The organism is Saliphagus sp. GCM10025317, from assembly GCF_042663665.1.
Taxonomy (GTDB): domain Archaea; phylum Halobacteriota; class Halobacteria; order Halobacteriales; family Natrialbaceae; genus Natronosalvus.
Map to the genome: position 1 here is coordinate 492,458 of NZ_JBHTAQ010000005.1, position 25,080 is coordinate 517,537.

Genomic DNA, 25,080 nt, shown 5'->3' on the forward strand with positions numbered 1-25,080 from the left:
GGCTGACGAGGTCGCTCAGTCGTCAGCCGGGATCGCACGAGGGGAGCATCGAGGGGTCGCCATCGCGAGGACGTCGTCGAAGAAGTCGAGGGTGTCCTCGGGACCGGGGTTCGCTTCGGGGTGGTACTGGCGAGTGAGCACGTCGTACTCGATCCCGTCGAGGCCCTCGGGCGTGTCGTCGTTGACGTTGAGCTGGGTGACCTCGAGGTGGTCGCCGGGTTCGGCGACGGTGTAGCCGTGGTTCTGGGTGGTCATGACGACGCGCCCGGACTCGAGGTCGAGGACGGGCTGGTTGACCCCGCGGTGACCGAAGGTCATCTTCTCGGTGGTCCCGCCCAGGGCCTCGGCGACAATCTGCTGACCGAGGCAGATGCCGGCCACGGGGGTGTCCTCGACGAATTCCTGAACGAGGTCGATCGCGGCCTCGAAGTTGACCGGGTCGCCGGGGCCGTTCGAGACGAACAGGACGTCCGGGTCGACGGCCTCGACGTCGGCGGTGCTCGCGTCGTGGGGGAGGATGTGAACCGTGGCGTCGCGCTCGAGTAGCGAGTCGACGATCGATCCCTTCGCGCCGCAGTCGACGAGCGCGACGGTCGGGCCGTCGTTGGCGGCGCCACGGATCACGGGTTCGTCGACGCTGACCTGTGCGCCGATCTCGGTGTGGTCGCTCATCGCCTCGCACTGCTCGAGTTCCGCGCGGGCGTCGTCGGGGGTGACGTCTTCGCCGACGGCGATACCACACTTCATGGCCCCGCCCTCGCGGACGTCGGTCACGACGTCGCGGGTGTCGAGGTGGTCGACGGCCGGCACGCCCTCGGACGCGAGCCAGTCGGCGACGTCGTCGGTGAGCTCGCGGGCCAGGACGGCTCGCGGGTGGATTCGATCGGACTCGAAGCGGTCCTCGTGGACGCCGTAGTTACCGATCAGCGGGTACGAGAAAGTGAGGATCTGCTCCTCGTAGGAGGGGTCGGTGAGACTCTCCTCGTAGCCGGTGTATGCTGTTGTGAAAACCAGTTCCCCGCGTGCGGTACCCGGAGCACGAGCACGTCCCTCGAGTACGTGACCGCTCTCCAGCGCAACGTAGGCCGGGTTCATTACGAGATACGTATTGTACGGCCCACCATAAGTGTTGCCTTCGAAGTATTGTTACGAAATTCGTAATCGACAAGTAGGTGCCGTCCGAACAGTCAAATCTCAATGGACGACCTCGACCGACACATCCTGAACATTCTCCGGCGAGACGCCCGCACGCCGTACACGGAGATCGCTGAAGAGGTTGGAACGAGCGAGGGGACGGTCAGAAACCGCGTCGAGCGCATGAACGCCGACGGCGTGATCGAGCGATTCACCGTGACCACGCGCACGGGGAACGTGAAGGCGATGATCGAGATCAGCGTCGCCGTCGACGTCGACACCGCGAGCATCGCCGAGCGCATGGCCGAGTGGGCGGAAGTCGACTTCGTCTGGCAGGTCTCGGGCGAACAGGACGTCGTACTCGTCGTCGACGCCGCCGACACACGCAGCGTCAACGAACTCATCACGCAGGCGCGCGAGCAGGAGGAGGTCGTGAGTACGAAGACGCGGCTGATTCTCGAGGAGAAGTTGGGCTAATCCTCGAGGAGAAATTGGACTGATTCTCGAGAAACCAGACTAACTCTGCGGTGGTTCACCGACGCCGGGCGTCGGCTTCGAGAGCAGGTCGTTCGGGTGTTTTCGGCTGTGAATCGCTCGGTACCAGCGGCGAATGAATCGGTCGACTGGCCGCCGATCGACGACCGCCTCGACCCGACCGTCCCGGATCGCCTCGACGACCGACTCGGGCGTCAGTTCGTCGGCGTCGATTCGCGTGTACGCCCGGCCGACCTCGACCGGGTAGTGGGCGTCGCTCCCGGCGACCAGGGGGACGTCGTGTTCGGCCGCAAGTCGCTCGACCAGCGGCTGCGTCCGCGGGTGTTTGCCGTTGATCTCGATGGCGTCGAACGGGAGGTCCTGGACGTCGGTCACCGTGCTGTTTCGAAACGGGTGGGCGACGATGGCCGCACAGCCCCGGTCGTGGGCCATGTCGACCACCTCCGCGGGGGTGTACTCGAGCGGGACCGTTTCCCGTGGTGGATCCGGACCGACGACGAGGACGTGCCCCCGGGTCGTCGTGACCTCGATACCGGGGACGACCGTCGCGGCCTCGCGCTCGAATGGGGTGTAGTAGTCGTGGTTGGTTGTCGCAACGCCGTCGAGCCCGCGCCAGCGGGCGGTGCGAGCGAGGAGCGAGACGCCGATTGGATCGTACCGATCCCCGAGTCCCCGATGGCCGTGAAAGAACCGGGTATGTGCGTGTAAATCGACGGCGAACATACCCTGGACAACGATGGGGGAGGGTTTTTGTTTTGGGGACAGTTGGTGTTGGCATGCACGTCCCGAGGGTCCCTCCTGGATCGGTCCGAGCAGACGGTTCCGGGGCCGCCGAACCGACCGACAGAGTTGTGATCTGCAACCCGGTGAGCGGGAGCGAGGACCACCTCGAGCAGGTTCACGGCCTCGCGGCAGACGGCGGGTGGGAATTGCGCGTAACCGAAGCCGAAGGCGACGCCCGCGAATACGCTCGCGAAGCGGCGGAAAGTGGGACGGAACTCGTCGCGGCGGCCGGGGGCGACGGGACGGTGAACGAGGTCGTCGACGGGTTCATCGACTCCGGAGTCGAGGAGTGGCCGGCGCTGCTGATCGTCCCCGCCGGGACGGGGAACAACGCCGCGTCGAACCTCGGCATCGAGAGCATCGGCGAGGCGTTCTCGCTGGCGGAATCAGGCCGACGAAGGCGCCTCGACCTCGGACGAGCCAACGACCGCGCGTTTCTCAACTCCTGTATCGGCGGGCTGACCGCGGAGGCCAGCCTCGAGACCGACTCCGAGAGCAAACGGCGGTTCGGCGTGCTCGCGTACGTGCTCAAGACGATCGAGACGGCGACGAACTACGACGGGGCGCCGTTGCGGGTCACCCTCGAGAACGCCGACGTCGCGACGTCCGTCGTCTGGGAGGGGGACGTCGCGCTCGCGTTCATCGGGAACTGTCGCCGGTTCGGCCGGCGCCAGGCGCAGGCCCACGCGGAAGACGGGTTGCTCGAGGTGACCCTCGTCGAGAACGCGTCGATGCCGTCGATGGTCGGCGCAACGGCGCTCGATCACCTCTTCGACCTGGATGCAGACGGGATCGCCCGACACCGCGTGCCGCGGGTAACGATCGAGAGCCTCCACGACGAGCCGATCACCTACAGCCTCGACGGCGAGGTACTCGCGGCCGAGGAGCTCGATCTCGAGACCCTCCCGGGAGCGATTTCGGTCGTCGTGGGGGACGACTACGCGTCGAACCCGGACGCCGAGGGTGCGGGCTTGTAGGGTCGGCCTCGAGGGCCTACTTTCGAACCTCGAGGGGCTCCTCCCCGATCTCAAGGGTCTCCTCTCCTCAAATCTCGAGGGATCCCCTCTCGAAAGCCGATACTGGTTTTACGGACGCCCCGTTCAGTTGTCGTATGAACGATTCGACGGATTCCGAAGAACTGCCACACAAGAACGCCGCCCAGAACGTGATCGCGGTCGATGCCGACGACACCGAACTCGGCCTGGTCAACCGCCTCGAGGCTCACACCGGCGAGGGGACGCGCCACCGGGCCTTTACGTCGCTCGTGTTCGACCAGGACGACAACATCCTGCTCGCCCAGCGGGCCCCCGGAAAGCGCCTCTGGGGGACCTACTGGGACGGGACGGTCGCCTCCCACCCCGTCGAAGATCAGAGCCAGGAGGACGCGACGCGCCAGCGTCTCGAGGAGGAACTCGGCATCACACCGGATCAGTACGAGGACGTCCGCCTCACCGACCGCTTCGAGTACAAGCGGTACTTCGAGAACGCGGGCGTCGAGCACGAGGTCTGTGCCGTCCTCGAGGTGACGCTCCACGACACGACGCTCGATCCGGACGAGGAGGAGGTCGCGGGGCTCATGTGGGTGCCCTACGAACGACTCTCGACCCATCCCGAGTGGTACCGACAACTTCGCCTCTGTCCCTGGTTCGAGATTGCGATGCGGCGGGACACCCGGTGAACGATTCCCGGGCATGTTAACAAGCGACAAGGCTTATTAGTGGACGGTCCTTACTGTCGGACAGTGGTCGGTAGAGCCGACCCGTGACACGATGAGTACACCTCCACAGGAAGCCGATAGCCGCACTGTCGACCTCTCGCGCGAAGAGCGCTGGGTCGTTCACCACGCCCTCGTCCAGCGTGCCGACACGTACCTCGAGGACGAGCGAACCGTCCCGGCGTGGCTCGTGCAGGTCGTCGAGAGCATCGAGGCCGACGACGACACAATTACGGTCAGACAGGGCCAGAAACTCATCTCGCTCCTCCGGGGTGACTGCGTTTCGATTCCGGATGCAGACCAGGAGGCCGTCGACGGCGCGCTCGTCGAACTCGAGGCCGCGCTGGTCTAACGTCCGTTTTCGTCCTCACGAACGCCGTCTTCTCGATTTCACGTCGGAATTCGTCGAGATCCGTCATCGAATGCGAGAGGGCCGGCCGTCACGCCGACACGGACCGAACCCCCTGGCGCTCCCTTCGGTCGCTGAACGCCTGGCCGCTGTCGGGAATTTTCGGAATCTCGAGCGGCAGTCGAGGCTATCCACGAACGTGTATGTCGAGGCGAACCCGAAAGCGTTTTTGAGCACGGATGCGGGGGTTCAGACGATGACCGCCTACACCGCCACGGTGACCGTCCGACTCAAGCGCGGCGTCCTCGACCCCGAGGCCGAGACCACCCGCCGTGCCCTCGAGCGACTGGGGTTCTCACTCGAGGCGCTTCGCTCGGCCGACCGTTTCGAGATCGACCTCGAGGCGGCGTCGGCCGACGAGGCGGCCGATCGAGCCGACGAGATGGCCGAACGACTGCTCGCGAATCCGACCATCCACGACTACGACGTGGCGGTCGACGAGCGATAGATGACGGTTGCACGTGCGTCGATGCCGGTTCCCATGCCAACGCCGACCGGGACTCGCCACACCAGGGGGTACCGACAGTGACGGTCGCCGTCGTCCGCTTCGGCGGCTCGAACTGCGACCGCGACGCCGAAGCCGCCCTCGAGCACCTGGACATCGCCGCCGAAATCGTCTGGCACGAGGACGGCCTCCCCGCGGACACGACGGGCGTCGTCCTCCCCGGCGGCTTCTCCTACGGCGACTACCTTCGCGCGGGCGCGATGGCCGCCCGATCCCCGATCCTCGAGGAGGTGCGCGAGGCCGCCGCCGAGGGCATTCCCGTCCTTGGGATCTGTAACGGCGCCCAGGTCGGCTGCGAGTCCGGCCTGACCGAGGGGGCGTTCACGACGAACGAGAGCGCCCGCTTCCAGTGTGAACACGTCTTCCTGCGCATCGAGCGAACCGACACGCCCTGGACGGCCGCCTTCGAAGAGGGCGACGTGATCGAGATCCCGATCGCCCACGGCGAGGGCCGCTTCGAGATCGAGGAGGACCGACTCACCCGCCTCGAGACCGAGGACGGCGTCCTCTTTCGGTACTGTGACGCCGAGGGAAACCTCACCGACGACGCCAATCCGAACGGCTCGAAACACAGTGTCGCGGGCGTTCTGGGCGAGAGCGAGACGGTGGCGGTACTGATGCCCCACCCCGAACGGGCGACGCTTCCTGACGTCGGCGGGACGGACGGACAGGAGATTCTGCGCGGGTTCGAACGGGCGGTCGAGCGATAATCGACGACGGGGGTCGGCCTCGAGCGGACTCTACTCGAGAAACTCTACTCGAACTGACTGCACTCGAGCATATTGTGCTCGAGCGGACTCCATTCGAACGACGACGGCTCAGTTGGCGGCGCAGTTGTTGGGTCCGAGTTCGAGGGTTTCGACGTCGCCACCTGGCTGTTCTTTGCCCCAGTTGATCTGCTTGATCTCGTTGTAATTCGCGGGTTCGTCGGAGAGACTCTCGACGATGGTTTCGACGAACGCCTCTTCGTCACCGTCTTCGACGTATCCCAGGAGTTCGTTCGTCGTCTCCGCTCGGAGGTCGCCGAGTTCGGTCGCGAGCGGGCGCACGTCCTCGTCGCTGAAGTGCCCGGGGAGGACGACGGTCTCGTCGGGGTGGTCGAGGAGTCCGTCGAGGCTGTCGAACAACTGGCCGGACGCCTCACGGATGGCGTCCTCGGACCCGTCCTCGAGGTCGGGACGGCCGACGCTCCGGAGGAACAGTGTGTCCCCGGAGAGGAGTGTGTTGCCGAAACGGAACGAGACGCTTCCGGGCGTGTGGCCGGGCGTGTGCATCGTTTCGAGGTCCCGGCCACCGACCGAAATCGTGTCGCCGTCTGCGAGGGCCGTGATCGTCTCGAGTTCGCCCGCGTCCGCCGCGTTGAGGTGGTACGGGACGTCGAGTTCGCCGGCCAGTCGACGCGCTCCGGAGACGTGGTCGGCGTGGGCGTGCGTGTCGACGACGCCGACGATTTCGAGGTCACGGTCGTCGGCGAGGCCCAGGTACCGGTCGACGTACTGGGTCGGATCGACGACGACGGCTTCCTCGCCGTCGTGGACGAGGTAGGAGACACAGCCAGTTCCGGGTCGGACGATCTGTACGACGCCTTCGGCATCGGAGATTTCGTACTCCCGGTGGACGCGACCCCAGTCGTTCATCCCGTCGGGGATCGACTTCGCGTCGAACCCGTGGTCGCGGAGGAACTCGGCGGCGCGAGCGGACGTGACGCCCGCGACGCAGACGACGGCGATCTCCTCGTCCTCGGGGAGGTCCTCGAGGTGATCTTCGAGCCCAGAGTAGTCGTACTCGAGCAGTTCGTCGTAGACCGGGACGTTCGTGCTGGTCGGAATCTGCCACTCCTCGTAGTCGTCCTCGTTGCGGACGTCGAGGATGAACAGGCTCTCGGCATCGTCGTCGGCGATGCGGCGGGCGACCTCGGACGCGTCGATATCAGTATTGCTCATCTTATACAATACTAACTGCGCAGGCGATTATAAATGTGTTGCAGGCCGTCGCGGCAATCACTCGAGGGTTCTCGTCAGGGTATCCGGGGAAACGCTTTGCGAGCCCTCACTACCATTAATTTCCCATAGGTTAAAGTGGACTCAATTCCTGAGTCGACTCGAACACTAAAGACGGGGCCGTTCCTTGTAGATTGCAACTGAACGACAGCACCCGTTCTGGAACTCGAGTCATGGACACACGAACCCGCGTCATCTACGTCGATCCCGACTGCACCGATCGCGTCGCCTCCGCCGTTCGAGCAGTCGGTCTCGACCTCGAGTGCGTCGAGAGCGACGAGGCGTGTCTCGATCGACTCGAGTCCGCCGATTGCGTCATTACGGAGTACGACCTCGGCTCCGCCGCCAGAACCGGTCTCGACCTCTACCGGGCCATTCGTCGGCGGGCGCCGGACGTTCCGGTCGTGCTCTACACCGACGCTGGTACCGAAGCCATCGCGGGCGAGGCGCTCGCCGCCGGCGTCACCGGCTACGTTCCGAAGTCACAGGGCGTCGAGACGCTCGTGACCCGTGTGCTCGAGGCGATCGTCGAGACGGAAACCGGTGCTGGCGCCGACCTCGGTCACGGCTCCGAATCCGGCCCTACCTCCGACCCAAACTCAGACTCACAACCTGACCCTGACTCCAACTCCAACTCCAACTCAGACTCCGAACTCGACCCCCACCCTGACTCCAGCGACTCGTCCTCGCTCGCAAAAACGCACGACGAGCGCAACGAACCGTTCCTCGAGTCGTCGACCGACCACGTCCAGCTCATCGTCGAACAGTCGCCGTTCGCGATCATCAAGTGGACCCCCGAATTCGAGGTCCGCCACTGGAACGACGCCGCGGCCGACCTGTTCGGCTACACCGCGGCGGAAGCGCTCGGCCGTCACGCGACCGACCTCGTCGTCCCCCAGGAGAGACGCGACGCGATCACCGACTGGTGGGCGACCTGGCTCGAGGGCGAGCCGAGTACGAACCATGGCATCTCGCGAAACGTCGCCAAAGACGGGACGTCGTTTCGGTGCGAGTGGTCCACGACGCCCCTCGTCGACGCTGACGGTACCATCAGGGGAGCCCTCTCGTTCATCCGCGACATGACGTCGGAGTTCCGGCGGTCCCTCGCGCTCGAGACCCTCCAGGAGACGACCCAGGAGCTGATGCAGACGAGTTCGAAGGCCGAAATCGGCGCGCTCGTCATCGACGCGACGGACGAGATTATCGACGACGCCCTCGCCGGTATCCGGGTCTACGACGAGGACGCGAACCGACTCGACCTGGTCGCAGTGAGCGATCGACTCGAGGAGCAAACGGTGCAGTTTACGCCGGTCGGTCCCGGCGACGACCCGCTGTGGTCGACGTACGCTTCGGGATCGCCGGTCGTCATCGAGGACGCCTCCGCGGAGATGGTCCCCTACGACCTCACCGACGAGGTCGGTAACGCCGTCATCTACCCGCTTGGCGAGCACGGCCTGCTGACCGTCGCCGCGTCCGGCCCCGCAACGATCGAGGAGACCGACCTCACTTTGATACAAATTCTCGCGGCGACGGCCGAAGCCGCCTTCGACCAGGCCGCCCGCGAACGCGAACTCGAACGAGCGAAGACGGTTGTCGAGGCTGTCGGCGATAGCCTGTACGCCGTCGACACCCGGGGAACGCTCGTCACGGTCAACGACACGATGGTCGAGATCACCGGCTACGATCGGGACACCCTCGTCGGACTCCACGCCTCCGAGGTACTCACCGAGGAGAGCTTCGAGCGCGGGGTCCGTGAGGTCGAACGGCTCGCTGCTAGCGACGGAGACGGCGACGGCGACGGAGATGAAGTCGCGACCTACGACGTTGACATCGTCACCGCGGACGGCGACCTCGTCCCCTGTGAGGTCAACACCACCCTCCTCGAGGGCGAGGGCGACCTCTCCGGCAGCGTCGGCATCCTTCGGGACGTCACCGATCGAAAACAGATGGAACGAGAGCTCGTCGATCATCGGGAGAAGATGGCGAAACTCCACGAGATCGCCTCCCGCCTCGACTCGTGTGAGACGGCCCAGGACGTCTACGACCTCACCGTCGAAACCGCCGAGGACGTCCTCGAGTTCGACGTCTGCGTCGTCGACCGCGTCGACGGCGAGTACCTCGAGACTGTCGCCGTCTCCTCGACGATCCACGAGGACGGGTTCTCGAGTCGCGCGCCGATTGATCAGGGCATCGCCGGGAAGACCTATCGAAACGACCGGACGTACCGGCTCGACGACCTCAGAGTCGACGAGGCAGCGACGCCCGAACGCGACTCCTACCGATCGGTGCTGAGCGCGCCGATCGGCGACCGCGCCATCTTCCAGGCGGTCTCGACGGACGTGGGTGCGTTCGATCGGGCTGATCAGGAACTGACCGAGTTGTTGCTCTCGCACGTCTCTGACACGCTCGATCGCCTCGCGTTCGAAACCCGACTCAAAGCGGAACGCGACCGCTTCGCCGCGCTCTTCGAGAACGTCCCTGACGCGATCGTCAGCACGAAGCGCGTCCCCGAGGGTCCGATCGTCGAGCAGGTGAACCCGGCGTTCGAGCGAATCTTCGGGTACGAGGAGTCCGAACTGCTCGAGGAACCGCTCGATTCATTCATCGTGCCTCCCGATCGCTTCGGGCACGCCCAGGAGATCAACGAGCGTGGGACGAAGGGAGAAGCTGTCGAGGCGGAGGTCAAGCGTCGGACGAGCGACGGGCTCCGCGACTTCATGATGCGGGTCGTCCCGATGGACACGAACGGTTCGAACGACCGCGCGTTCGGCCTCTACACCGACATCACGGCCCAGAAACAGCACCAAAAACGCGTCGAGATCCTGAACCGCGTCCTCCGACACGACCTGCGAAACGGCATGAACATCATCAACGGCTGTGCGGAGATGCTCGCGGAAGCCGTCGAGAACGAGGCCGACCGGGACTTTGCCGAAGCGATTCAGGAACGGGCTGGCGAACTCATCAGTCTCGCCGAGAAGACGCGAGCGGTCGAACGAACGCTGGACCGCGACGGCGCGGCGACCGGCCCCGTCGACGTCGTCGATTGCGTCGAATCCGCCCTCGTCCGAATCGACGCGGAGTACCCGGCCGTGGACGTCGGCTGTACGCTCCCCGATCGGGCACACGCTCGCGCCGACGAACTCCTCGCCGACGCGATCTATCACGTCCTCGAGAACGCCATCGAACACAGCGACCGGGCGGAACCGACGATTGAGGTCGGTCTCGAGGTGGACGACAACGACACGCTCACGCTCACGGTCGCCGACGACGGCCCCGGTATCCCCGGGGAAGAGCGTGCGCTCTTGCAGGAAGACGAAGAGATCACTCAGCTCCGTCACGCCAGCGGGCTCGGACTGTGGCTCGTCAACTGGGTGATCACCCAGTCGGGCGGGCAGTTGACCTTCCAGGAGAACGATCCACGAGGCACCGTCGTCAGGATGCAGATCCCGACGGCTGACGTGCCGACGCGCTCTGCGACGATGGACGGGACGGCGGCGAGCGACTGATTCGAGCGGGCCACGACGGCGATTCGCGGGAGTCCCTACATTCCCGAGGCTGGCTTCATCTGGCGACCGGGGCCGCTCAACGTCGAACCCCGACTCTGTGGCAAGCCGTTCCACCTGACCATGTCGGGGGTACAGTTAGAGTCGCTGGTCGCGTTCGAGAACTTAGTTCCCGTCGAGGGCGACACCGTCTACTGGGACTCGAGTCGGGGTCTGTTCTACCCGCTGATCTGACGGTGTCGCTCTGCTACCCCGCTACCGCGTGAGCGGCTGGTTGAACCCCGTCTCGAGGTCGAGGACGGCCTCCCAGGTCGCCTCACACTCACACGAAACTTGCTCGAAGACCGACGGATCCTGGCGCAGGTCGAAGTCCTTGATCGCCTTCTGGACGAGGTCGTCACACTCCCCGCAGTTGTGTGCGCCGCGGTCGGTGCCGTGGCCGACGGGGTCGGAGACGACGATGCCCGCCACGTCGGCGGTCCGCTCGAGGACGGCGGCGACCGACCAGAGCCACGGCGGGCGGTAGCCGTCCCGGAAGTAGAGGTCGTCGACCATGGTGTAGCGCTGGACGTTGCAGGGGTTCATCGAGACGGTGTGACAGCCGTCGACGGCCAGGCAGCGTTCGACGGAGGTGACCATGTCCTCGAGGGCCTCCGATTCGGTGAGGAAGGGAGGTTTCATGAGGAGGTAGGCTTTGATGCCGGCGCCGCCTGTGCTGCCGGTTTTGCCTGTGCTGTCAGCTTCGCTTCCGCTACCGATTTCGCTGCCTGCAGCGCCAGATTCGTCGTCTCCACCGGCGTCGGTTTCGGCCCCACCAGCCTCGTCCGCTGCGACCGCCTCCGCACAGGCCGCCTCGAACGCCTCGAAGTCGAAGTACTTGTTCACGCAATCGCGGCGAACCCGATCGGTCGCCGTCTCGAGGCCGATCGCCACGTCGGTCTGGAGGCCGTACTGCGTGAAGTCGCCGATCTTCTCGCGGTCGACGAAGTCGGGCAGGGACTCGAGGACGATCCGCTCGCGGTCGCCGAAGGTCTCGGCGATTGCCTTGCGGGACTCGGCGCCCACCTCGCGCTCGTCGAGGAACGACCCGGAGGTGTAGATCTTGATCAGCGGCGCGGGTTCGTCGGCATTGTCAGCCTCGTGGTCGAGGCAGACCTGGATCTGGTCCATCAGCGCCTCGTGGGGAACCGTCCCGCCGTCGACACTCTCGGCGACGTAGCCACACATCGTACAGCCGCCCGCCCGCGCCCAGCGACAGCCGCCGGTGTTGAGGATGATTGTCAGGCTCTCCCTGACGCCACCGGGCGTGTTGTCCTCGTCGAGCCAGACCCGCGTCGGTTCGTGGGGGTCGTAGCTCTTCTCTTTGCGCGAGCGAACCTCGCGCATCACCTGGTTGTGGGCGTCCATGCCCTTGCCCTGCTCGTAGACCTCGGGCGTCGGCTGGCTCATTATCGAGGAAAGCGTCTCGAGGGGTAAAGCGGCTTCGGGACGTACACAGTAGTTAAAGAGGCCGTTCGCTCACTCCGTTCGCTCGTGGGTGGAGACGTTCGTCGCTTCGTGCGGCTGTCGTCACGAATCCGGATTCGAAACTCGGAGCGCGAACCCCCACTTGAGCGAGACGGCTTCGTCCGCGTCCCATCTCGCGTCCGGTTCGTCCCAGCCCGAAACGCGCTGGTTCCAGCGGTAGGTTCCCGGGTCGAAGTAGCCCTCGACCTGGAAGTCGTGCCACACTTCGTACTCGGTGACGACCGACTCGCCGGGGTCGTACGCTCGAGGCGGACAGCCCTGAGTGGTGAACGTTCGCCCTTCGTCTGCATCGCGGTCCTCGACCCACTTGCCGTCGACACGCTCGAGGTGGTCGGTGTGCCTGTAGAGCCACAGTCCCTCGGGGTCGTCGCTTCCGCCTCGCGACCGGTTGAACAGACTACACCCGGCTTCACCCACGGAGAGCGCCTGTTCGTCGCCCTCGTTCGTCGTCCGCACCTCGAGCCGTGCCGGTCGATCTTCCGTTACTGTCTCCTCGAGCAGCGTCGCCTCCATCGAGAACCCGTACTTGTCGGGGATCGAATCCTGCTCGACTAGCGCGAGTTCGCGCTCGGTGTTCTTTGTTCGAGCGCTCGGTGTCGATCCAATCTCGCCAAGACAGCCAGCAGTTCCGACGAGGAGGGCGGCGGACCCAGCGAGGAGGGCACGGCGGTGCATGCCTGTAGTGACAATACGCCTGAACGTAATCCTTCGGGTGGCGCCGCTTGCTTCTGGTAGCAGCGCCGATAGCCGGTGACACCGCGTCCCACGACGTGTCAAAGGGTACTTACCTGCGGCTCCGTTCTAGAGAGACAATGAGTCAGGAGGGAGAGCAGGCCAGTTCCGACCGGAAGAAGTACGAGTTCCGGAAGGTCATCGAGGACCTCGACAACTACGAGGGGTCGGGCACCCAGCTCGTGACGATCTACGTCCCCGAGGACCGCCAGGTCAGCGACGTCGTCGCCCACGTCACCCAGGAGCACAGCGAGGCGGCGAACATCAAGTCCAAGCAGACGCGGACGAACGTCCAGGACGCCCTCAAGAGCATCAAGGACCGACTCCGCTACTACGACACGTACCCGCCAGAGAACGGCATGGTGCTGTTCTCGGGTGCCGTCGACTCCGGCGGTGGCCAGACCGAGATGATCACGCGCGTCCTCGAGAGCCCACCGGATCCCGTCGAGTCCTTCCGCTATCACTGCGACTCGAACTTCCTGACAGACCCGCTTGAGTACATGCTCGAGGACCACGGCCTCTACGGGCTGATCGTCCTCGACCGCCGGGAGGCCAACGTCGGCTGGCTCAAGGGCAAACGCATCGAACCCGTCAAGTCCGCCTCCTCGCTCGTCCCCGGTAAGCAACGGAAAGGTGGCCAGTCCGCCCAGCGATTCGCCCGCCTGCGCCTCGAGGCCATCGACAACTTCTACCAGGAAGTCGCGGGGATGGCCAACGACCTGTTCGTCCCCAAGCGTCACGAACTCGACGGTGTCCTGGTCGGCGGTCCCTCCCCGACGAAAGACGAGTTCCTCGACGGCGACTACCTCCACCACGAGATTCAGGATACGGTACTCGGAAAGTTCGACGTCTCCTACACCGACGAGTCCGGCCTGAAGGACCTGGTCGACAACGCCTCCGACGCCCTGGCCGACGCCGAGGTGATGAAGGACAAGAAGCACATGGAACGCTTCTTCAAGGAACTCCACAGTGGGGAACTCGCCACCTACGGGTTCGACCAGACCCGACGCAACCTCGTGATGGGGTCGGTCGAGACCCTCCTGATCAGCGAGGACCTCCGAAAAGACGTCGTCACCTTCGACTGCGAGGCCTGTGGCAACACCGACTACGACCTGATCGATCGGCGGAAGGCCACGCCATCCCACGAGTGCAGCGAGTGTGGCACCGCGATCGAGGCCACGGACGAGGACCGCGAGGACGCCATCGAGCACCTCATCACCATCGCCGAACAGCGTGGCACCGAGACCAAGTTCATCTCGAGTGACTTCGAGAAGGGCGAACAACTCTACAACGCCTTCGGTGGCATTGCGGGCATCCTCCGGTACGATACGGGCATCTAGGCGGCCCAAGCAGCTTGGGCATCCAGGCGGCTACAGCGATCCGACCTTCCTGTCGACTCCTCGAGTGGCGGTAGCTCTCTCGACCCGTTGTCCAGTTGGAACGACGAATCACGAGTTTCGAGTCACGAGTCGTGAACCGCAAGTCGTGAACGACCGAGAGACTTTTTACCGCGAGTAGAGGAGTCGATGACGAACGATGACCGAACCGTCGCCCGCCGACCAGCTCGAGGTGGTGTCCCGCCGTCACCCACTGCTGGCAGCACTCGAGACGGGGCCGCGGGCGAAAGGCGACCTCCTCGACGCCGTCGACTGCTCGTCGTCGACGCTCGACCGCGCCATTCGCGAACTCGAGACCTGCCACTTCCTCGAGCGTCGCGACGGGTCGGTACGGCTGACCACTGCGGGTCGACTCGCCCTCGAGGAGTACTGTCGGAGCCAGCGAGCCCTCGAATCCATCACGGCGGCCAGTCACGTCCTGCAGTTCGCCCCGCCCGACGCGCCGCTGTCGATGGCGGTTCTGGATGGGGCGACGATCCACGAACCCAGTTCGTACGCGCCGAACGCGCCGGTCGAACGGATCGCCGACTGCATGCGAGACGCCGACCACGTTTGGGCACTCGGCGCCACCGAACGCACGCCGCAGTTTCGTCGCATCCTCAGCGAGCAAACGACCGACGGCGACCTCTCGGTCGAGGTCGTTCTGACGGACGACCTCCTGTCGTTTCTCCTCGAGACCTCCACTGATGCCCTCGAACGCTTCCTCGAGGTGGATGCGTTCGAAGCGGCGACGACCGAGGAGATCCCGTACGGACTGGCGGTACTCGAGACGCCGACGAAGACGTACACGTTCGTCACTCTCACGAACGAGGGTGACGTCCAGGGGGTCATCGAGAATGACTCGCGGGCGGCCTACGAGTGGGGGCGCGATGTGTTTCGACAGGTTCGCTCTGCGGCGACGGTGCTACAGCCGCCGGAGTAGACTGTGCACGAGTTCCAGAACCAAGTGACGTCGCTCGAGTAGCCCTGTAGCCACTGTAGCCTCGAGCCCTTTTGGCCCCTGAGCCCGGTGGCTCGTAACGCCGATCGCTCGATCAGTACAGCAGCTGTTCGAGCTGATGACGCCGGCGCTCGAGGTCGACCGCTGGCTCGACCGACGGCTCCGCGAGCACCCGATCGATGGCGAGTAGCGGGTCGGCCCCGTGGCGCTCGACCGTCTCAAGGGCGCCCTCGAGTTTCGTGCGATTCGTCGCCAGCGAGTCACAGAGTCCGATCGCGAGCGCCAGTGCGATTCCCGCGTTGCCTGACGGAAACGACGTACTCACGTGCGAGAAGTCGGGATCGCCCGCCCCAGAACTGGCGGGCTCGACGCGAAGGCAGTGCGGGCAGATTGCCGCCGCGTCGGCTTCCTCGGGAGCGTACGCTCGAAGCGAGGGCGAAACCACGAAGGCGATTGGGTCGACGTCACAGGAGCAGTTCATCGAGATAAATGCGTATCGACGGTCTTCGGGACGGTACTGGGATTCAGTTGGTGCCGGGAACGCCGCTCGCAGTCGCGGGTTCGCGCTCCTCGGCGTCGCGTTGGGTGCGGGCGAGTTCCTTCTCTTCGTCCTCCTCGGCTTCCTTCTTCTCCTTGATCTTCTTGAGCCGGAAAATCTCCTCGCGTTCTTGCTCCTCGAGTTTCTGCTCGATGTACTCCTTGTTCTCGTAGAGGTCGGGCAGGAGTTTGAACTCGAGAGCGTTGACGCGCCGTTTGGTGGTCTCGATCTCCCGCAGCATCTTCTTCATCGCCGTCTCGACCTCGGCGGCGAGGATGATGCTCTGGAGGAGGTCCTCGTAGGCTTCGGCGGCCTCGTCGATGCGCGCGGAGGTGCCCATGATTCCGTAGCCACGCTGGTCGAGGCTCTTCGTGACCTTCGAGGACTCGATCTGGGGGACGACGACGCCCATGATGTTCTTCGACTCGGTCGTGATCTCGGGGTGTTCCTGCAGGGCGGCGGCCGCGCCGCGAACGGCGACGTCGCCTTCCATCGCACGCGCCATGTTGATCGTCTTCTGGGCGCGCTCGTAGTCCTCCGAGAGCTCGCCGCGGACGTCCTGGGCCTGGTCCAGGATGTCCATGAACTCCATGATCAGCCCGTCGCGTTTCTTCTCGAGCGTCCCGTGCCCGCGCTCGGAGAGGTCGATGCGATCCTCAATCTGCATCAACTCTTTCCGGGTGGGTTTGACGTCCTTGGCCATCTTGTGGGTGGGTTGCGCGCGCAGTCGGATAACTGTTTACAGTTGCAGCCAACAGCCAGACGGTCGCTGCATGTGTCTGTGCGATCGTACTCGACGGGTGCCGGTGGCTGTGGTGACCGCTGGCGACCTGGCGACCGCTGGTAACCGTCGGTGACCGCTGATAGGGGGTCAAGGGGAGGAGGTAGGCATAATCGCACAGGTGCGAGGAAAAACCGACTGCGTACCGAGACCGCTTGCGATACCGCTACTCGAGGCTGATGTCCGAGGACTGCTCGGCGGGCTCGAAGATGACCTCGAGCACCCCGTTGTTGTAGGTCGCCGAGGCCGTGTGTTCGTTGACCCGGCGGGGAAGGGAGACGCGCTCGTCGTACTCGCGGTGGTCGCTCCGGGCAGAGATGGTGAGCGTCTTGCCGTCGCACTCGAGTTCGATGTTCTGCTTTTCGACGCCGGGGAGGTCGGCGATGACGCGGACCTCCTCCTCGGTGTCGTGAACGTCGACGTGGGTGTCGGCGCCGAAGCCGGCGTCGGTGTCCGTCCGCGACTCGAAGCCGACGTCTCCGCCGGCCATCATGTCGTTCATCATCCGTTCAATCTCCCGAAAGAGGTCGTCAAAGGGTTCGTCGCGGTCGTCTCGGCGCATGAGGGACTCTAGAAGTGGCAGGTCCAAAAAGGTATTCCTCGAGGCGAGATCCTGAGAACGGGACCGACATGCTCGAGTGAGGGCGACTTTGCTGTCGCTGGTGAACTCGGTGTGAAACGGAGTGGTAGCAGATGGAACGAGGATTGGCAGTCGCCTGCAGTCAACCGTCGATCATCAGTCGTCGGTTCAGCCGTTGCCGTCGGCTACAGTCGTCAGCCGTCAGTCGTCGGCCGTCTGCGTATCGAGACGCTTCACCGGTCGGTCGCGAAGGCCTCCGAAGCCGATGCCGAGCGTCTCGTTCGTCAGCGACCGGCTTTCTGGACCCGAGAGGTGACCGGAGATTGCGCGCAGGGCGTCGACGTTCTCGGGAACAACGTCGGACTCCTGGTGGATCGCCTGCATACAGTAGAGGTCCGGGCCCTGGAGCGTGACCGACTCCTCCCAGATGCAGTTCTCCCAGATGTCGCCGCGGGGTCGACCGGCGTCGGCCGCCATGTCCTTGAGCGTCCCGGCGCCGTCGATGCGGGCGTACTCGGGGACCATGATGGTGCGCTCCTGGGCCGCGAGCAGGTCGCGCACGTCGTCTTCGCTCGCAGGCGGGTTCTCGAGGGTGACGTTGATGGCGTGAACGTGCATCATTGTCGTCGGCACCTTCAGGCCGATGGTGTCGATGTCGAGTTTCGGGAAGAGCGTCTGCACGTCGGGACCGTGGTGGGAGGGGATGGAGACGGGGTCGGGGACGGCGTCGTTGATCGGGCCGCGTCCGGTCTGGTTCGGGTCGCCGCCGCGTCGAACCAGCGTCGCCCGTACCTTCTCGATGCCGTAGGCCTCCTCGAGCGGGGCGACGAGCCGGGAGAGCCCGGTCGTGTTACAGGAGACGACGCGGACGTAGTCGGCGTCTTCGGCCTCGTCGTAGTTCACGCGGGCGTTGAAGCTCACTTCAGCGACGGTGGCGTCCTCGCCGCCCTGGAAGATCGCGGGCGTGTCGTAGCGCTCGTAGAGCGAGCGGTTTTCGGCACCGATCCCGGAGGGCGTTGCGTCGACGACGACGTCGCTTTCCTCGACGAGTTCGTCGACCGTGCCGGCGACGTCGACGCCGATCTCGCGGAACTCCTCGATCCGCGTTTCGTCGACCACGTAGAGGGGATAGCCGGCCTCGACGGCGCCGATGGCGACGTAATCGGGGCTAACCTTGGCGACGCCACAGAGTTCCATGTCGGGCTGCGCCGAGACGGCGTCCGCGACGCGTTTCCCGATGGTTCCATATCCGTTGATTCCGACGCGGAGCATACGAGGTCCACTCCACCGGCGACGGGTATAATTGTTTCGGACAGACTGATAGATGTTAACTCGTAATTGAGTACTCGAGAGAATAATCGGCATACTGCGTCGGGTTGGTAACGGGGCACACGGCCGAGCACATATCTTTTAATTTTTTCATAAACGGGGTTTAGCGGGTCCTATATCGACCCACCACCACGTTACTCTCGCGGGACAGAACGTTCGAAAACCCATGGTGCTAATTATGGTCTGCCTGCTAGTATCTGTCCTAAGGCACGTTGGACAGTGTCCAGAACCAGGGCAACTACTTTAACCCTGGACAGCTTAGTACTCAGATATGAGTGAACATTCATTCGCCGAAGACACTTCCACGGAGGGCGTCGTTCGCGTCGGCCTCAACGGATTCGGCCGCATCGGCCGGAACGTCCTGCGCGCGTCCCTCGAGTACGACGGAATCGAGATCGTCGCCATCAACGACGTGATGGACAACGACGACATGGAGTACCTGCTCCGGTACGACTCCGTCCATGGTCGCCTCGACGACGTCGAGCGCGACGGTGACACCCTGTTCGTCGGCGGCCAGGAGATTCGACTGCTCAACGAGCGCGACCCCACCGAGTTACCGTGGGAGGAGTTCGACGTCGACGTCGCCTTCGAGGCGACCGGCCTGTTTCGATCCCACGACGACGCTGCCATGCACCTCGAGGCTGGCGCCGACAAGGTCATCATCTCTGCGCCGCCGAAGGGCGAGAAGGACGTCTCGATGTTCGTCTACGGCGTCAACCACGACGAGTACGAGGGCGAGGACATCATCTCGAACGCCTCCTGTACCACGAACAGCGTCGCCCCCGTCGCCAAGGTCCTCGACGAGGAGTTCGGCATCGCCTCGGGCCTGCTCACCACGGTCCACGCCTACACCGGCACCCAGTCGCTCGTCGACGGCCCCGAATCGAAGCGCCGCCGCGGTCGCGCCGCCGCCGAGAACATCATTCCCACGACGACCGGCGCCGCCATCGCCACCACCGAAGTCCTCCCCGAACTCGAGGGCAAACTCGACGGCATGGCGATTCGCGTCCCCGTCCCCAACGGCTCGATCACCGACCTGACGGTCGACCTCGAGGCCGACGTCACGAAAGACGACCTCGAGGCTGCCATTCGCGAGGCCGCCGACGGCGAGCTCGCTGGCGTGCTCGGCTACACCGACGAGGAAATCGTCTCCCGGGACATCGTCGGCCTCCCGTTCTCCTCGTACGTCGACCTCGAGTCCGCGATGGTGCTCGAGGACGGTCTCGTGAAGATTCTCACGTGGTACGACAACGAGTACGGCTTCTCGAACCGCATGCTCGACCTCGCGACGTACGTGATCGCCGAGGACGAAGCCGAGGCGGAAGCCCCGACGCAGTAGCCACACTCGAGTCGTCGTTCACGACGGTCCGGACGAAACACCTGGCAATTCCGTCCCTTTTAAGCGATCGCGTGACGCGCGTACGGATATGTTCGACACCATCGACGACCTCGAGTCAGGCCAACGACTGCTCGTCCGCGTCGACCTCAACGCGCCCGTCGAGGACGGTCGCGCCCAGGACAACCGCCGGTTCGCTCGCCACGCCGAGTCGATCCGCACCCTGCTCGAGGACGACCACGCCGTCGTCGTCATGGCGCACCAGGGCCGGCCCGGTCGGGACACGTTCATCTCGCTCGAGAGTCACGCCGAAATCCTCGCCGACCACCTCGATCGGCCCGTCGACTTCGTCGCCGACACCTACGGCGAGGCGGCCCTCGAGGCCATCGACGACCTCGAGACCGGCGACGTTCTGGTGCTCGAGAACGTCCGCATGTGCGAGGACGAACTCCCCGAGAAGGACCCCGAGGAACACGCCGACAGCGAGTTCGTGCGAACCCTCGCTCCGCACTTCGATGCCTACGTCAACGACGCCTACTCGGCGGCCCACCGCGCCCACGCCTCCCTCGTCGGCTTCCCCCTCGTGATGGACGCCTACGCGGGGCCGGTGATGGACGCCGAGTACACCGCTAACTCCGCCATCCAAGACCGCGAGTTCGACGGCCCCGTGACGATGGTGCTGGGCGGAACCAAGGCCGAGGACCTGATCCCGGTCATCGAGCAGGTCGACGAGACGGTCGACCGCTTCTGCCTGGGCGGCATCGTCGGCGAGCTCTTCCTCCGGGCCGTGGGCCACGACGTGGGCTACGACGTCGATAGCACCGAGTTCTTCGACCACCAGTGGGACGACCAGGCCGACACCATCGAGCGCATCCTCGAGACCTACGGCGACCGCCTGACCCTCGCGACGGACCTCGCCTACGAGGGCGACGACGGCGACCGCGCCGAAGTCGACGTCGAGGGTCTCGAGAAGGACACCTCCTACCTCGACGTGGGCAGCGACACCGCCGACACGTACGCCGGTCTCGTCCGGGACTCCGAGGCGGTCTTCGTCAAGGGCGCACTGGGCGTCTTCGAGGACGAGCGCTTCGCGGACGGCACCGTCGAGGTCCTCCGCGCCATCGCCGAAACCGACTGCTTCTCGGTCGTCGGCGGCGGCGACACTTCACGGGCTATCAAAATGTACGGGCTCGACGAGGCTAACTTCTCTCACGTCTCCATCGCGGGCGGCGCCTACGTTCGGGCGCTCACGGGTGACACGCTGGTCGGCGTCGAGGTGCTCGAACGGGAGGCCTGATTCTGTACTCCGACCGACGACACCGCTTGTACCGATACATACCGCTTGTACCCGACCAGCACCGCCTGGAATCGCCGATACCGCCTGAACTCGACCGACGACACCGGCACCGCTCGAGTCACCGGATCACCCGTCCTCGAGTCAGTTCGACTCGACAGGTTCACCCTCGTTTCCAGCCGGCGTCGGCTCTTCGAGCGACCCCCGTTCACCGGTGGCGGGTTCGGGAATCGTACGCCCGAAGCGACACTTGCTGACCCGTACCCGTGGATCGGTTCCTACGGCACCACCACGATTCGGCGACGGGACCTCGAGCACCACGTCTGAAACCTGTACCGTCAGCCGCCGGTTCCGTGGCTCGTGGCCGTCACGAAGACCGTACAGGACGACCACGCTCTCTGTCTCGACCACTCGTTCGGCAACCGACGAGAGGAACTCGCGGTAGGGCCGTCGGTCCGCTTGCTCGAGGGCGTCCACGACGTCGACGATCACCGTCGCCCCCTCCGGTAGTTTCTCCAGCAACTCGAGGACCCGGTCCAGGTCGCCCTCGGCTTCGACGTGCTCGCCCACGAGCGAACGAATCGTCGGCGTTCCGGTCCGGCGAGGCGTCGCCTGAATCGCCCGCTCGAGTTGCGCCTTCGAACGATCCGTCGCGAGGTACAGCGTGCCGCGAACGGCGGTAACCCCGTAGAGGAGGTGTTCGACCTGACTCGCAGGCGGCGCCGTCAGCGTCACGACCGATCCGGCCGGAACGCCACCGCCGAGCGCACGGTCGACCCCGTCGACGCCGAACGAGAGTCGTCCACGGTCGGCGTTTCCAGCAGTCGTCACCCCGACTCGCTCGAGTCGGTCGGCGACGCGGTCGAACGCGTCGGTGGCCGCATCCGCGGTCAACGGTGAGGACGCCTCCACCTCGGGAATGGCCCCCAGCGCTTCGACGCCGAGACGGGCCTCGAGCCCCGACGGAACGGCGTCACACCGGGTGCAGACGACGCCCAGGATCGGAACGTCGAGTCGACGAGCGACGTCGACGGTCGTCTCCGCCGCGACGACGCTTCGCTCGGTCCCCGTCGTCACCACGACGACGCCGTCGGCCGCCGACAGCGGATCGACCAGTTCGGGACCGGCGCCCGACGGACAGTCGACGAACACCGTTCCCGACCCGCCGCCGTCCAGGCGGCCGATCGCTGACTCGAGGTCGACGGCCGCATCCGTCGGCGGCGCCGAGACGATACCGACGTTTCCCGCGCGCGGACTTCGCTGGGCGACGGTGAATGGGGCTGTATTCGCGCTTCCGTCCCCGTCCACATCCGGCCTCGCATCTGCATTCGCACCTGGCTCCCCATCGTTGGCACAGACGGCCTCGAGCGTCGGCATTCGGTCGGTTCCCGCCATCACGTGCAGGTTCGGAAGCTGCCTGTCGGCGTCGACGGCGAGGGCGGTCGCCCCCGTCCGTCCCACCGCCTCGGCCAGCCCGAGGGTCGTCGTCGTCTTTCCACAGCCACCCTTCACGCCGGCGATCGCAACGATCGTCATGCCGGGGTTGGCCGCGTCATGGGTCTTGAATGTACGGACGACGGTCGGGACCACCGGTGGAACCACGGGCGCCTCGAGAGCGCTCACGCAGCGACCAGCACGACGTAGAACTCCCCGCTGGAGCGATCGTACTGAACGCCCTGCCACTCCGAGGTCACCGCCTCCGGCCCGTCGACCGGGCCGACTGAGACCCGGTCGAGGATCTCGAGCAGTCGCGAGTCAAGGGTGACTCGCCTCACGACCACGTCTCCGGTCGCCGGTCGCCACTCCGGCGACGCGCTGGCGGCGTCGTCGACGGCCTCGAGAAAGCGATACTCGGGAGGGACGTACGGTTCGTCGTACTCGTTTTCGTACGCCGCTCCGTAGGTAACGTTCTCGAGACCCCGGACGCCGCTCGCGGGGACCACCGTGCCGAACGACACCGTCGCGTGGCTCGTTCCGTGGCGGTTGCGCAACTCGATCGTTCGCGCGGTCACTCGAACCTCGTCGCCGTCGTGGGCGTACGAACCACTCGCCTGGTAGGGGCTCGCGGCGATCCGGTCGATCGCGTTCGCCGCGCCGTTCGCGTCCGGCGGCGGTCCCGTCGGAACGGCGAGGGCCACGCCGGCGACCGCGAGGCTCACGAGTGCGACGGCCATCCAGACGTACCAGGCATCGAGGGGTGCATCCCAGTCCATGCCGGCGTTCGTCCCTCCTTCGTACGTAAACGCATTCACGGCTGCGGGGGACACCCGTTCTTCGAGCCACTCGACGAGTCACTCGCTCGAGGCACCCGTTTCTCGAGATGCCTGCTCGAGTCGCCCGTCCGCGGCATTCGCTCGAGACACCGGATCAGTGAATCATCGCCCCGACCAGCCAGACCGTCGCAACGTACACCGGCGTGGCGATCACGAGCGATCGGCCCGCGTAGTACCCGATCAGTGCCCGGTCGAGACCGTGACGGAGCGCCAGCGACAGCGGCGTCAACACGAGACAGAGCGTCAGGACGTAGACACCGACGACGACCCCCAGATCCTCGACCGCCAGCATCGACTCGGCCAGGTCGTCGCCCTCGAGAACGTGCTCGGCCATCAACCCGGCCAGCGCGACCGTCGACCCGGCGACCAGCGGTCCGAAGAACGACGCCGTGTTCTCGAGGGTGCCCGTCACCGCCGCTAGCTGGCGACGGGTCTCCCGCTCGAGTTCCTGAAGTTCCTCAAGGTGGTCGGCCATCGCGACGACCGCACGCCCGGCGGGTCGGCCCTCTTCGGCGGCAATGGCGAGCAGGCGCGCCATGCTCCGGGCTCGAGGGCTGGGAATCGCTCGGAGAGCACCATACTCGCCGAGAAACGCCGCCTCGACCGAGAGCTGCAATCGACGCTGGACGCCCGCCGCGCGCTCGAACACGTCACCAGTTTCGGCCGGAACCCGGTCGGCGGCGAGCGCGACCGCGGACTCCACGGCGTGGCCGTCCGACACCTGCCGACCGACCAGGTAGAGCGCGTCCACGAGGTGAGCTTCGACGTCGCGGACGTGATTTCGGACGGCCAGGATCGGGTGGAAGAGCGCGAGGAGTGCGACGCCGCCACCGACGCCGAGTCCGGCTATCGGGGCGAGATACGACGGACCGAACAGGAAAGTGACGACGAACGCCACCGCCCCGGCGGCGACGCCCCAGGTGAATCGAAGCCACAGCCGATCCGGAACGTCCGGGTGGTCGGGCGGCACCGTCGGCGGCGGGAACGCGACCGGCCGTCGCGTGAGCAACCAGACGCTCGCCGCGAGGAGGCCGACGGGGAGCAACAAGTTGTAGACCGCGACGAACGGCCAGATGGTCACGGCGTAGCCGACGATGGCCGCGGCGGGGACGAGCGCGACCAGCGCCAGCGGGAGCAAGACGCCGAACGCGTACAGTGCGGTCGTCGGGCCGCGAATCGCGTTCGTGAACTCGGCCATCTGTTCGCGCGTCCCGGTCAGGATGGCGGCGAGTGCACGGTCGAGCGTCCGTCCGCGCTCGCCGTCGGGCGCGTCCTGGGCCGTCGCGAGCAGGTATGCCGATCGGCGAAGCGCCGGAAATCGCGTCGTCCACTCCTCGGCGAACGTCAACAGCCCGGACCGGGGGTGCCCGCTGGCTCGAGCGACGTGTCTCGACAGGCTGGACGAGAGCGGCCCGCGTCCGGTGTCGGCGGCGAAGCGGACGGCGCTCTCGACGGAGGGCTGGATCTGCATGCGAAGCACGGCCCGTCCGATCAGCGACGGCGTCTCTCCGAGCGCCTCTGTCCGCGCGATGGCGGCGCGAACGGCCGGCGCCGTGTGTACCCCGTGGACGACGCTCAGCGCCGCAGCGAGTATCACGACTGGGACCGCGAACGTGGGGAGTTGCGTGAGAAACAACGCGAGGAGAACGCAGGCGGTGACCACGCCGGCGACGTAGCCCGCCCGAACGACGGTCTCCGGGCTGTGCGGTGACTCGAGGAACGACAGCGCGTCGGCCAGGTCGTCTCCGTAGGTGACGGGGTACGGATACCACCGCGCGAGCGCGACGATCAGCGCGTCGACTCGCCCCAT

General features: G+C 65.6%; 23 protein-coding genes. 11 read left to right on the forward strand and 12 right to left on the reverse strand.

Annotated elements, in window-relative coordinates; genetic code table 11:
• Nucleotides 1–15: 15 nt before the first annotated feature.
• Nucleotides 16–1,095 carry a glutamine-hydrolyzing carbamoyl-phosphate synthase small subunit gene (gene carA, locus ACFQS4_RS04575; protein WP_497902502.1) on the reverse strand — a complete coding sequence of 360 codons (1,080 nt, stop codon included), beginning with the start codon at nucleotides 1,093–1,095 and terminating at the stop codon, nucleotides 16–18.
• Nucleotides 1,096–1,197: 102 nt separating this feature from the next.
• Between carA and ACFQS4_RS04580 the strand changes: the two genes are divergently transcribed.
• The gene (locus ACFQS4_RS04580; RefSeq protein WP_254159320.1) at nucleotides 1,198–1,611 is read left to right on the forward strand and encodes an Lrp/AsnC family transcriptional regulator; all 414 of its coding nucleotides are present in this window, start codon (nucleotides 1,198–1,200) and stop codon (nucleotides 1,609–1,611) included.
• 39 nt (nucleotides 1,612–1,650) lie between these two features.
• On the opposite strand, the gene ACFQS4_RS04585 is transcribed toward ACFQS4_RS04580, so the two are convergent.
• Nucleotides 1,651–2,352: a PHP domain-containing protein gene (locus ACFQS4_RS04585; RefSeq protein WP_497902503.1), complete on the reverse strand. Its 702-nt coding sequence runs from the start codon at nucleotides 2,350–2,352 to the stop codon at nucleotides 1,651–1,653.
• Nucleotides 2,353–2,405: 53 nt separating this feature from the next.
• Here ACFQS4_RS04585 and ACFQS4_RS04590 point away from each other — a divergent pair, with 53 nt between their 5' ends.
• The 5 genes from ACFQS4_RS04590 to purQ all read left to right on the forward strand — a co-directional run bounded on the left by ACFQS4_RS04590 (nucleotide 2,406) and on the right by purQ (nucleotide 5,750).
• Nucleotides 2,406–3,389, forward strand: coding sequence for a diacylglycerol/lipid kinase family protein (locus ACFQS4_RS04590; protein ID WP_497902504.1), 984 nt, complete (start codon nucleotides 2,406–2,408; stop codon nucleotides 3,387–3,389).
• 134 nt (nucleotides 3,390–3,523) lie between these two features.
• Complete coding sequence (locus ACFQS4_RS04595) at nucleotides 3,524–4,090, forward strand: NUDIX hydrolase (protein WP_497902505.1); 567 nt, start codon at nucleotides 3,524–3,526, stop codon at nucleotides 4,088–4,090.
• A 91-nt stretch (nucleotides 4,091–4,181) separates the two neighbouring features.
• Nucleotides 4,182–4,478, forward strand: a complete 297-nt coding sequence (locus ACFQS4_RS04600; protein ID WP_497902506.1) for a DUF7853 family protein — start codon at nucleotides 4,182–4,184, stop codon at nucleotides 4,476–4,478.
• A 253-nt stretch (nucleotides 4,479–4,731) separates the two neighbouring features.
• Nucleotides 4,732–4,983 carry a phosphoribosylformylglycinamidine synthase subunit PurS gene (purS, locus tag ACFQS4_RS04605; protein WP_253432447.1) on the forward strand — a complete coding sequence of 84 codons (252 nt, stop codon included), beginning with the start codon at nucleotides 4,732–4,734 and terminating at the stop codon, nucleotides 4,981–4,983.
• 77 nt (nucleotides 4,984–5,060) lie between these two features.
• Nucleotides 5,061–5,750, forward strand: coding sequence for a phosphoribosylformylglycinamidine synthase I (gene purQ, locus ACFQS4_RS04610; protein ID WP_497902507.1), 690 nt, complete (start codon nucleotides 5,061–5,063; stop codon nucleotides 5,748–5,750).
• Between the two features lie 108 nt (nucleotides 5,751–5,858).
• On the opposite strand, the gene ACFQS4_RS04615 is transcribed toward purQ, so the two are convergent.
• On the reverse strand, nucleotides 5,859–6,983 hold the full coding sequence (locus ACFQS4_RS04615; RefSeq protein WP_497902508.1) for an MBL fold metallo-hydrolase: 1,125 nt from the start codon (nucleotides 6,981–6,983) through the stop codon (nucleotides 5,859–5,861).
• Between the two features lie 230 nt (nucleotides 6,984–7,213).
• On the opposite strand from ACFQS4_RS04615, the gene ACFQS4_RS04620 reads away from it, so the two are divergent.
• On the forward strand, nucleotides 7,214–10,546 hold the full coding sequence (locus ACFQS4_RS04620) for a PAS domain S-box protein (protein ID WP_497902509.1): 3,333 nt from the start codon (nucleotides 7,214–7,216) through the stop codon (nucleotides 10,544–10,546).
• 252 nt (nucleotides 10,547–10,798) lie between these two features.
• On the opposite strand, the gene ACFQS4_RS04625 is transcribed toward ACFQS4_RS04620, so the two are convergent.
• Together ACFQS4_RS04625 and ACFQS4_RS04630 are read right to left on the reverse strand one after the other, a co-directional pair.
• Nucleotides 10,799–11,992, reverse strand: coding sequence for an archaeosine biosynthesis radical SAM protein RaSEA (locus ACFQS4_RS04625; RefSeq protein ID WP_497902510.1), 1,194 nt, complete (start codon nucleotides 11,990–11,992; stop codon nucleotides 10,799–10,801).
• A gap of 120 nt (nucleotides 11,993–12,112) precedes the next feature.
• Entirely contained in the window at nucleotides 12,113–12,745 is a 633-nt protein-coding gene (locus ACFQS4_RS04630) for a hypothetical protein (RefSeq protein WP_497902511.1), read from the reverse strand.
• A gap of 137 nt (nucleotides 12,746–12,882) precedes the next feature.
• Here ACFQS4_RS04630 and prf1 point away from each other — a divergent pair, with 137 nt between their 5' ends.
• On the forward strand, nucleotides 12,883–14,142 hold the full coding sequence (gene prf1 / locus ACFQS4_RS04635) for a peptide chain release factor aRF-1 (protein ID WP_497902512.1): 1,260 nt from the start codon (nucleotides 12,883–12,885) through the stop codon (nucleotides 14,140–14,142).
• Nucleotides 14,143–14,338: 196 nt separating this feature from the next.
• Entirely contained in the window at nucleotides 14,339–15,121 is a 783-nt protein-coding gene (locus ACFQS4_RS04640) for a helix-turn-helix transcriptional regulator (protein ID WP_497902513.1), read from the forward strand.
• 112 nt (nucleotides 15,122–15,233) lie between these two features.
• Here ACFQS4_RS04640 and ACFQS4_RS04645 read toward each other — a convergent pair whose 3' ends face one another.
• The 4 genes from ACFQS4_RS04645 to ACFQS4_RS04660 all read right to left on the reverse strand — a co-directional run bounded on the left by ACFQS4_RS04645 (nucleotide 15,234) and on the right by ACFQS4_RS04660 (nucleotide 18,310).
• Nucleotides 15,234–15,620 (reverse strand): DUF6276 family protein, encoded by a 387-nt coding sequence (locus ACFQS4_RS04645; RefSeq protein ID WP_497902514.1) that lies wholly within the window; start codon nucleotides 15,618–15,620, stop codon nucleotides 15,234–15,236.
• 43 nt (nucleotides 15,621–15,663) lie between these two features.
• Complete coding sequence (locus tag ACFQS4_RS04650; RefSeq protein WP_254159350.1) at nucleotides 15,664–16,380, reverse strand: V-type ATP synthase subunit D; 717 nt, start codon at nucleotides 16,378–16,380, stop codon at nucleotides 15,664–15,666.
• A gap of 244 nt (nucleotides 16,381–16,624) precedes the next feature.
• The gene (locus ACFQS4_RS04655) at nucleotides 16,625–17,020 is read right to left on the reverse strand and encodes an Hsp20/alpha crystallin family protein (RefSeq protein ID WP_497902515.1); all 396 of its coding nucleotides are present in this window, start codon (nucleotides 17,018–17,020) and stop codon (nucleotides 16,625–16,627) included.
• Nucleotides 17,021–17,239: 219 nt separating this feature from the next.
• The gene (locus ACFQS4_RS04660; RefSeq protein WP_497902516.1) at nucleotides 17,240–18,310 is read right to left on the reverse strand and encodes a type II glyceraldehyde-3-phosphate dehydrogenase; all 1,071 of its coding nucleotides are present in this window, start codon (nucleotides 18,308–18,310) and stop codon (nucleotides 17,240–17,242) included.
• A 328-nt stretch (nucleotides 18,311–18,638) separates the two neighbouring features.
• Here ACFQS4_RS04660 and gap point away from each other — a divergent pair, with 328 nt between their 5' ends.
• Nucleotides 18,639–19,706, forward strand: coding sequence for a type I glyceraldehyde-3-phosphate dehydrogenase (gene gap / locus ACFQS4_RS04665; RefSeq protein ID WP_497902517.1), 1,068 nt, complete (start codon nucleotides 18,639–18,641; stop codon nucleotides 19,704–19,706).
• 88 nt (nucleotides 19,707–19,794) lie between these two features.
• Nucleotides 19,795–21,000, forward strand: coding sequence for a phosphoglycerate kinase (locus ACFQS4_RS04670; RefSeq protein ID WP_497902518.1), 1,206 nt, complete (start codon nucleotides 19,795–19,797; stop codon nucleotides 20,998–21,000).
• A gap of 141 nt (nucleotides 21,001–21,141) precedes the next feature.
• Here the strand turns inward: ACFQS4_RS04670 and ACFQS4_RS04675 are convergent, their stop codons facing one another.
• From ACFQS4_RS04675 to ACFQS4_RS04685, 3 genes are all read right to left on the reverse strand, one after another.
• Nucleotides 21,142–22,533 carry a DUF7125 family protein gene (locus tag ACFQS4_RS04675; RefSeq protein WP_497902519.1) on the reverse strand — a complete coding sequence of 464 codons (1,392 nt, stop codon included), beginning with the start codon at nucleotides 22,531–22,533 and terminating at the stop codon, nucleotides 21,142–21,144.
• Nucleotides 22,534–22,616: 83 nt separating this feature from the next.
• Nucleotides 22,617–23,210, reverse strand: coding sequence for a DUF7283 family protein (locus ACFQS4_RS04680; protein WP_497902520.1), 594 nt, complete (start codon nucleotides 23,208–23,210; stop codon nucleotides 22,617–22,619).
• 154 nt (nucleotides 23,211–23,364) lie between these two features.
• Nucleotides 23,365–25,080 (reverse strand): secretion system protein, encoded by a 1,716-nt coding sequence (locus ACFQS4_RS04685; protein ID WP_497902521.1) that lies wholly within the window; start codon nucleotides 25,078–25,080, stop codon nucleotides 23,365–23,367.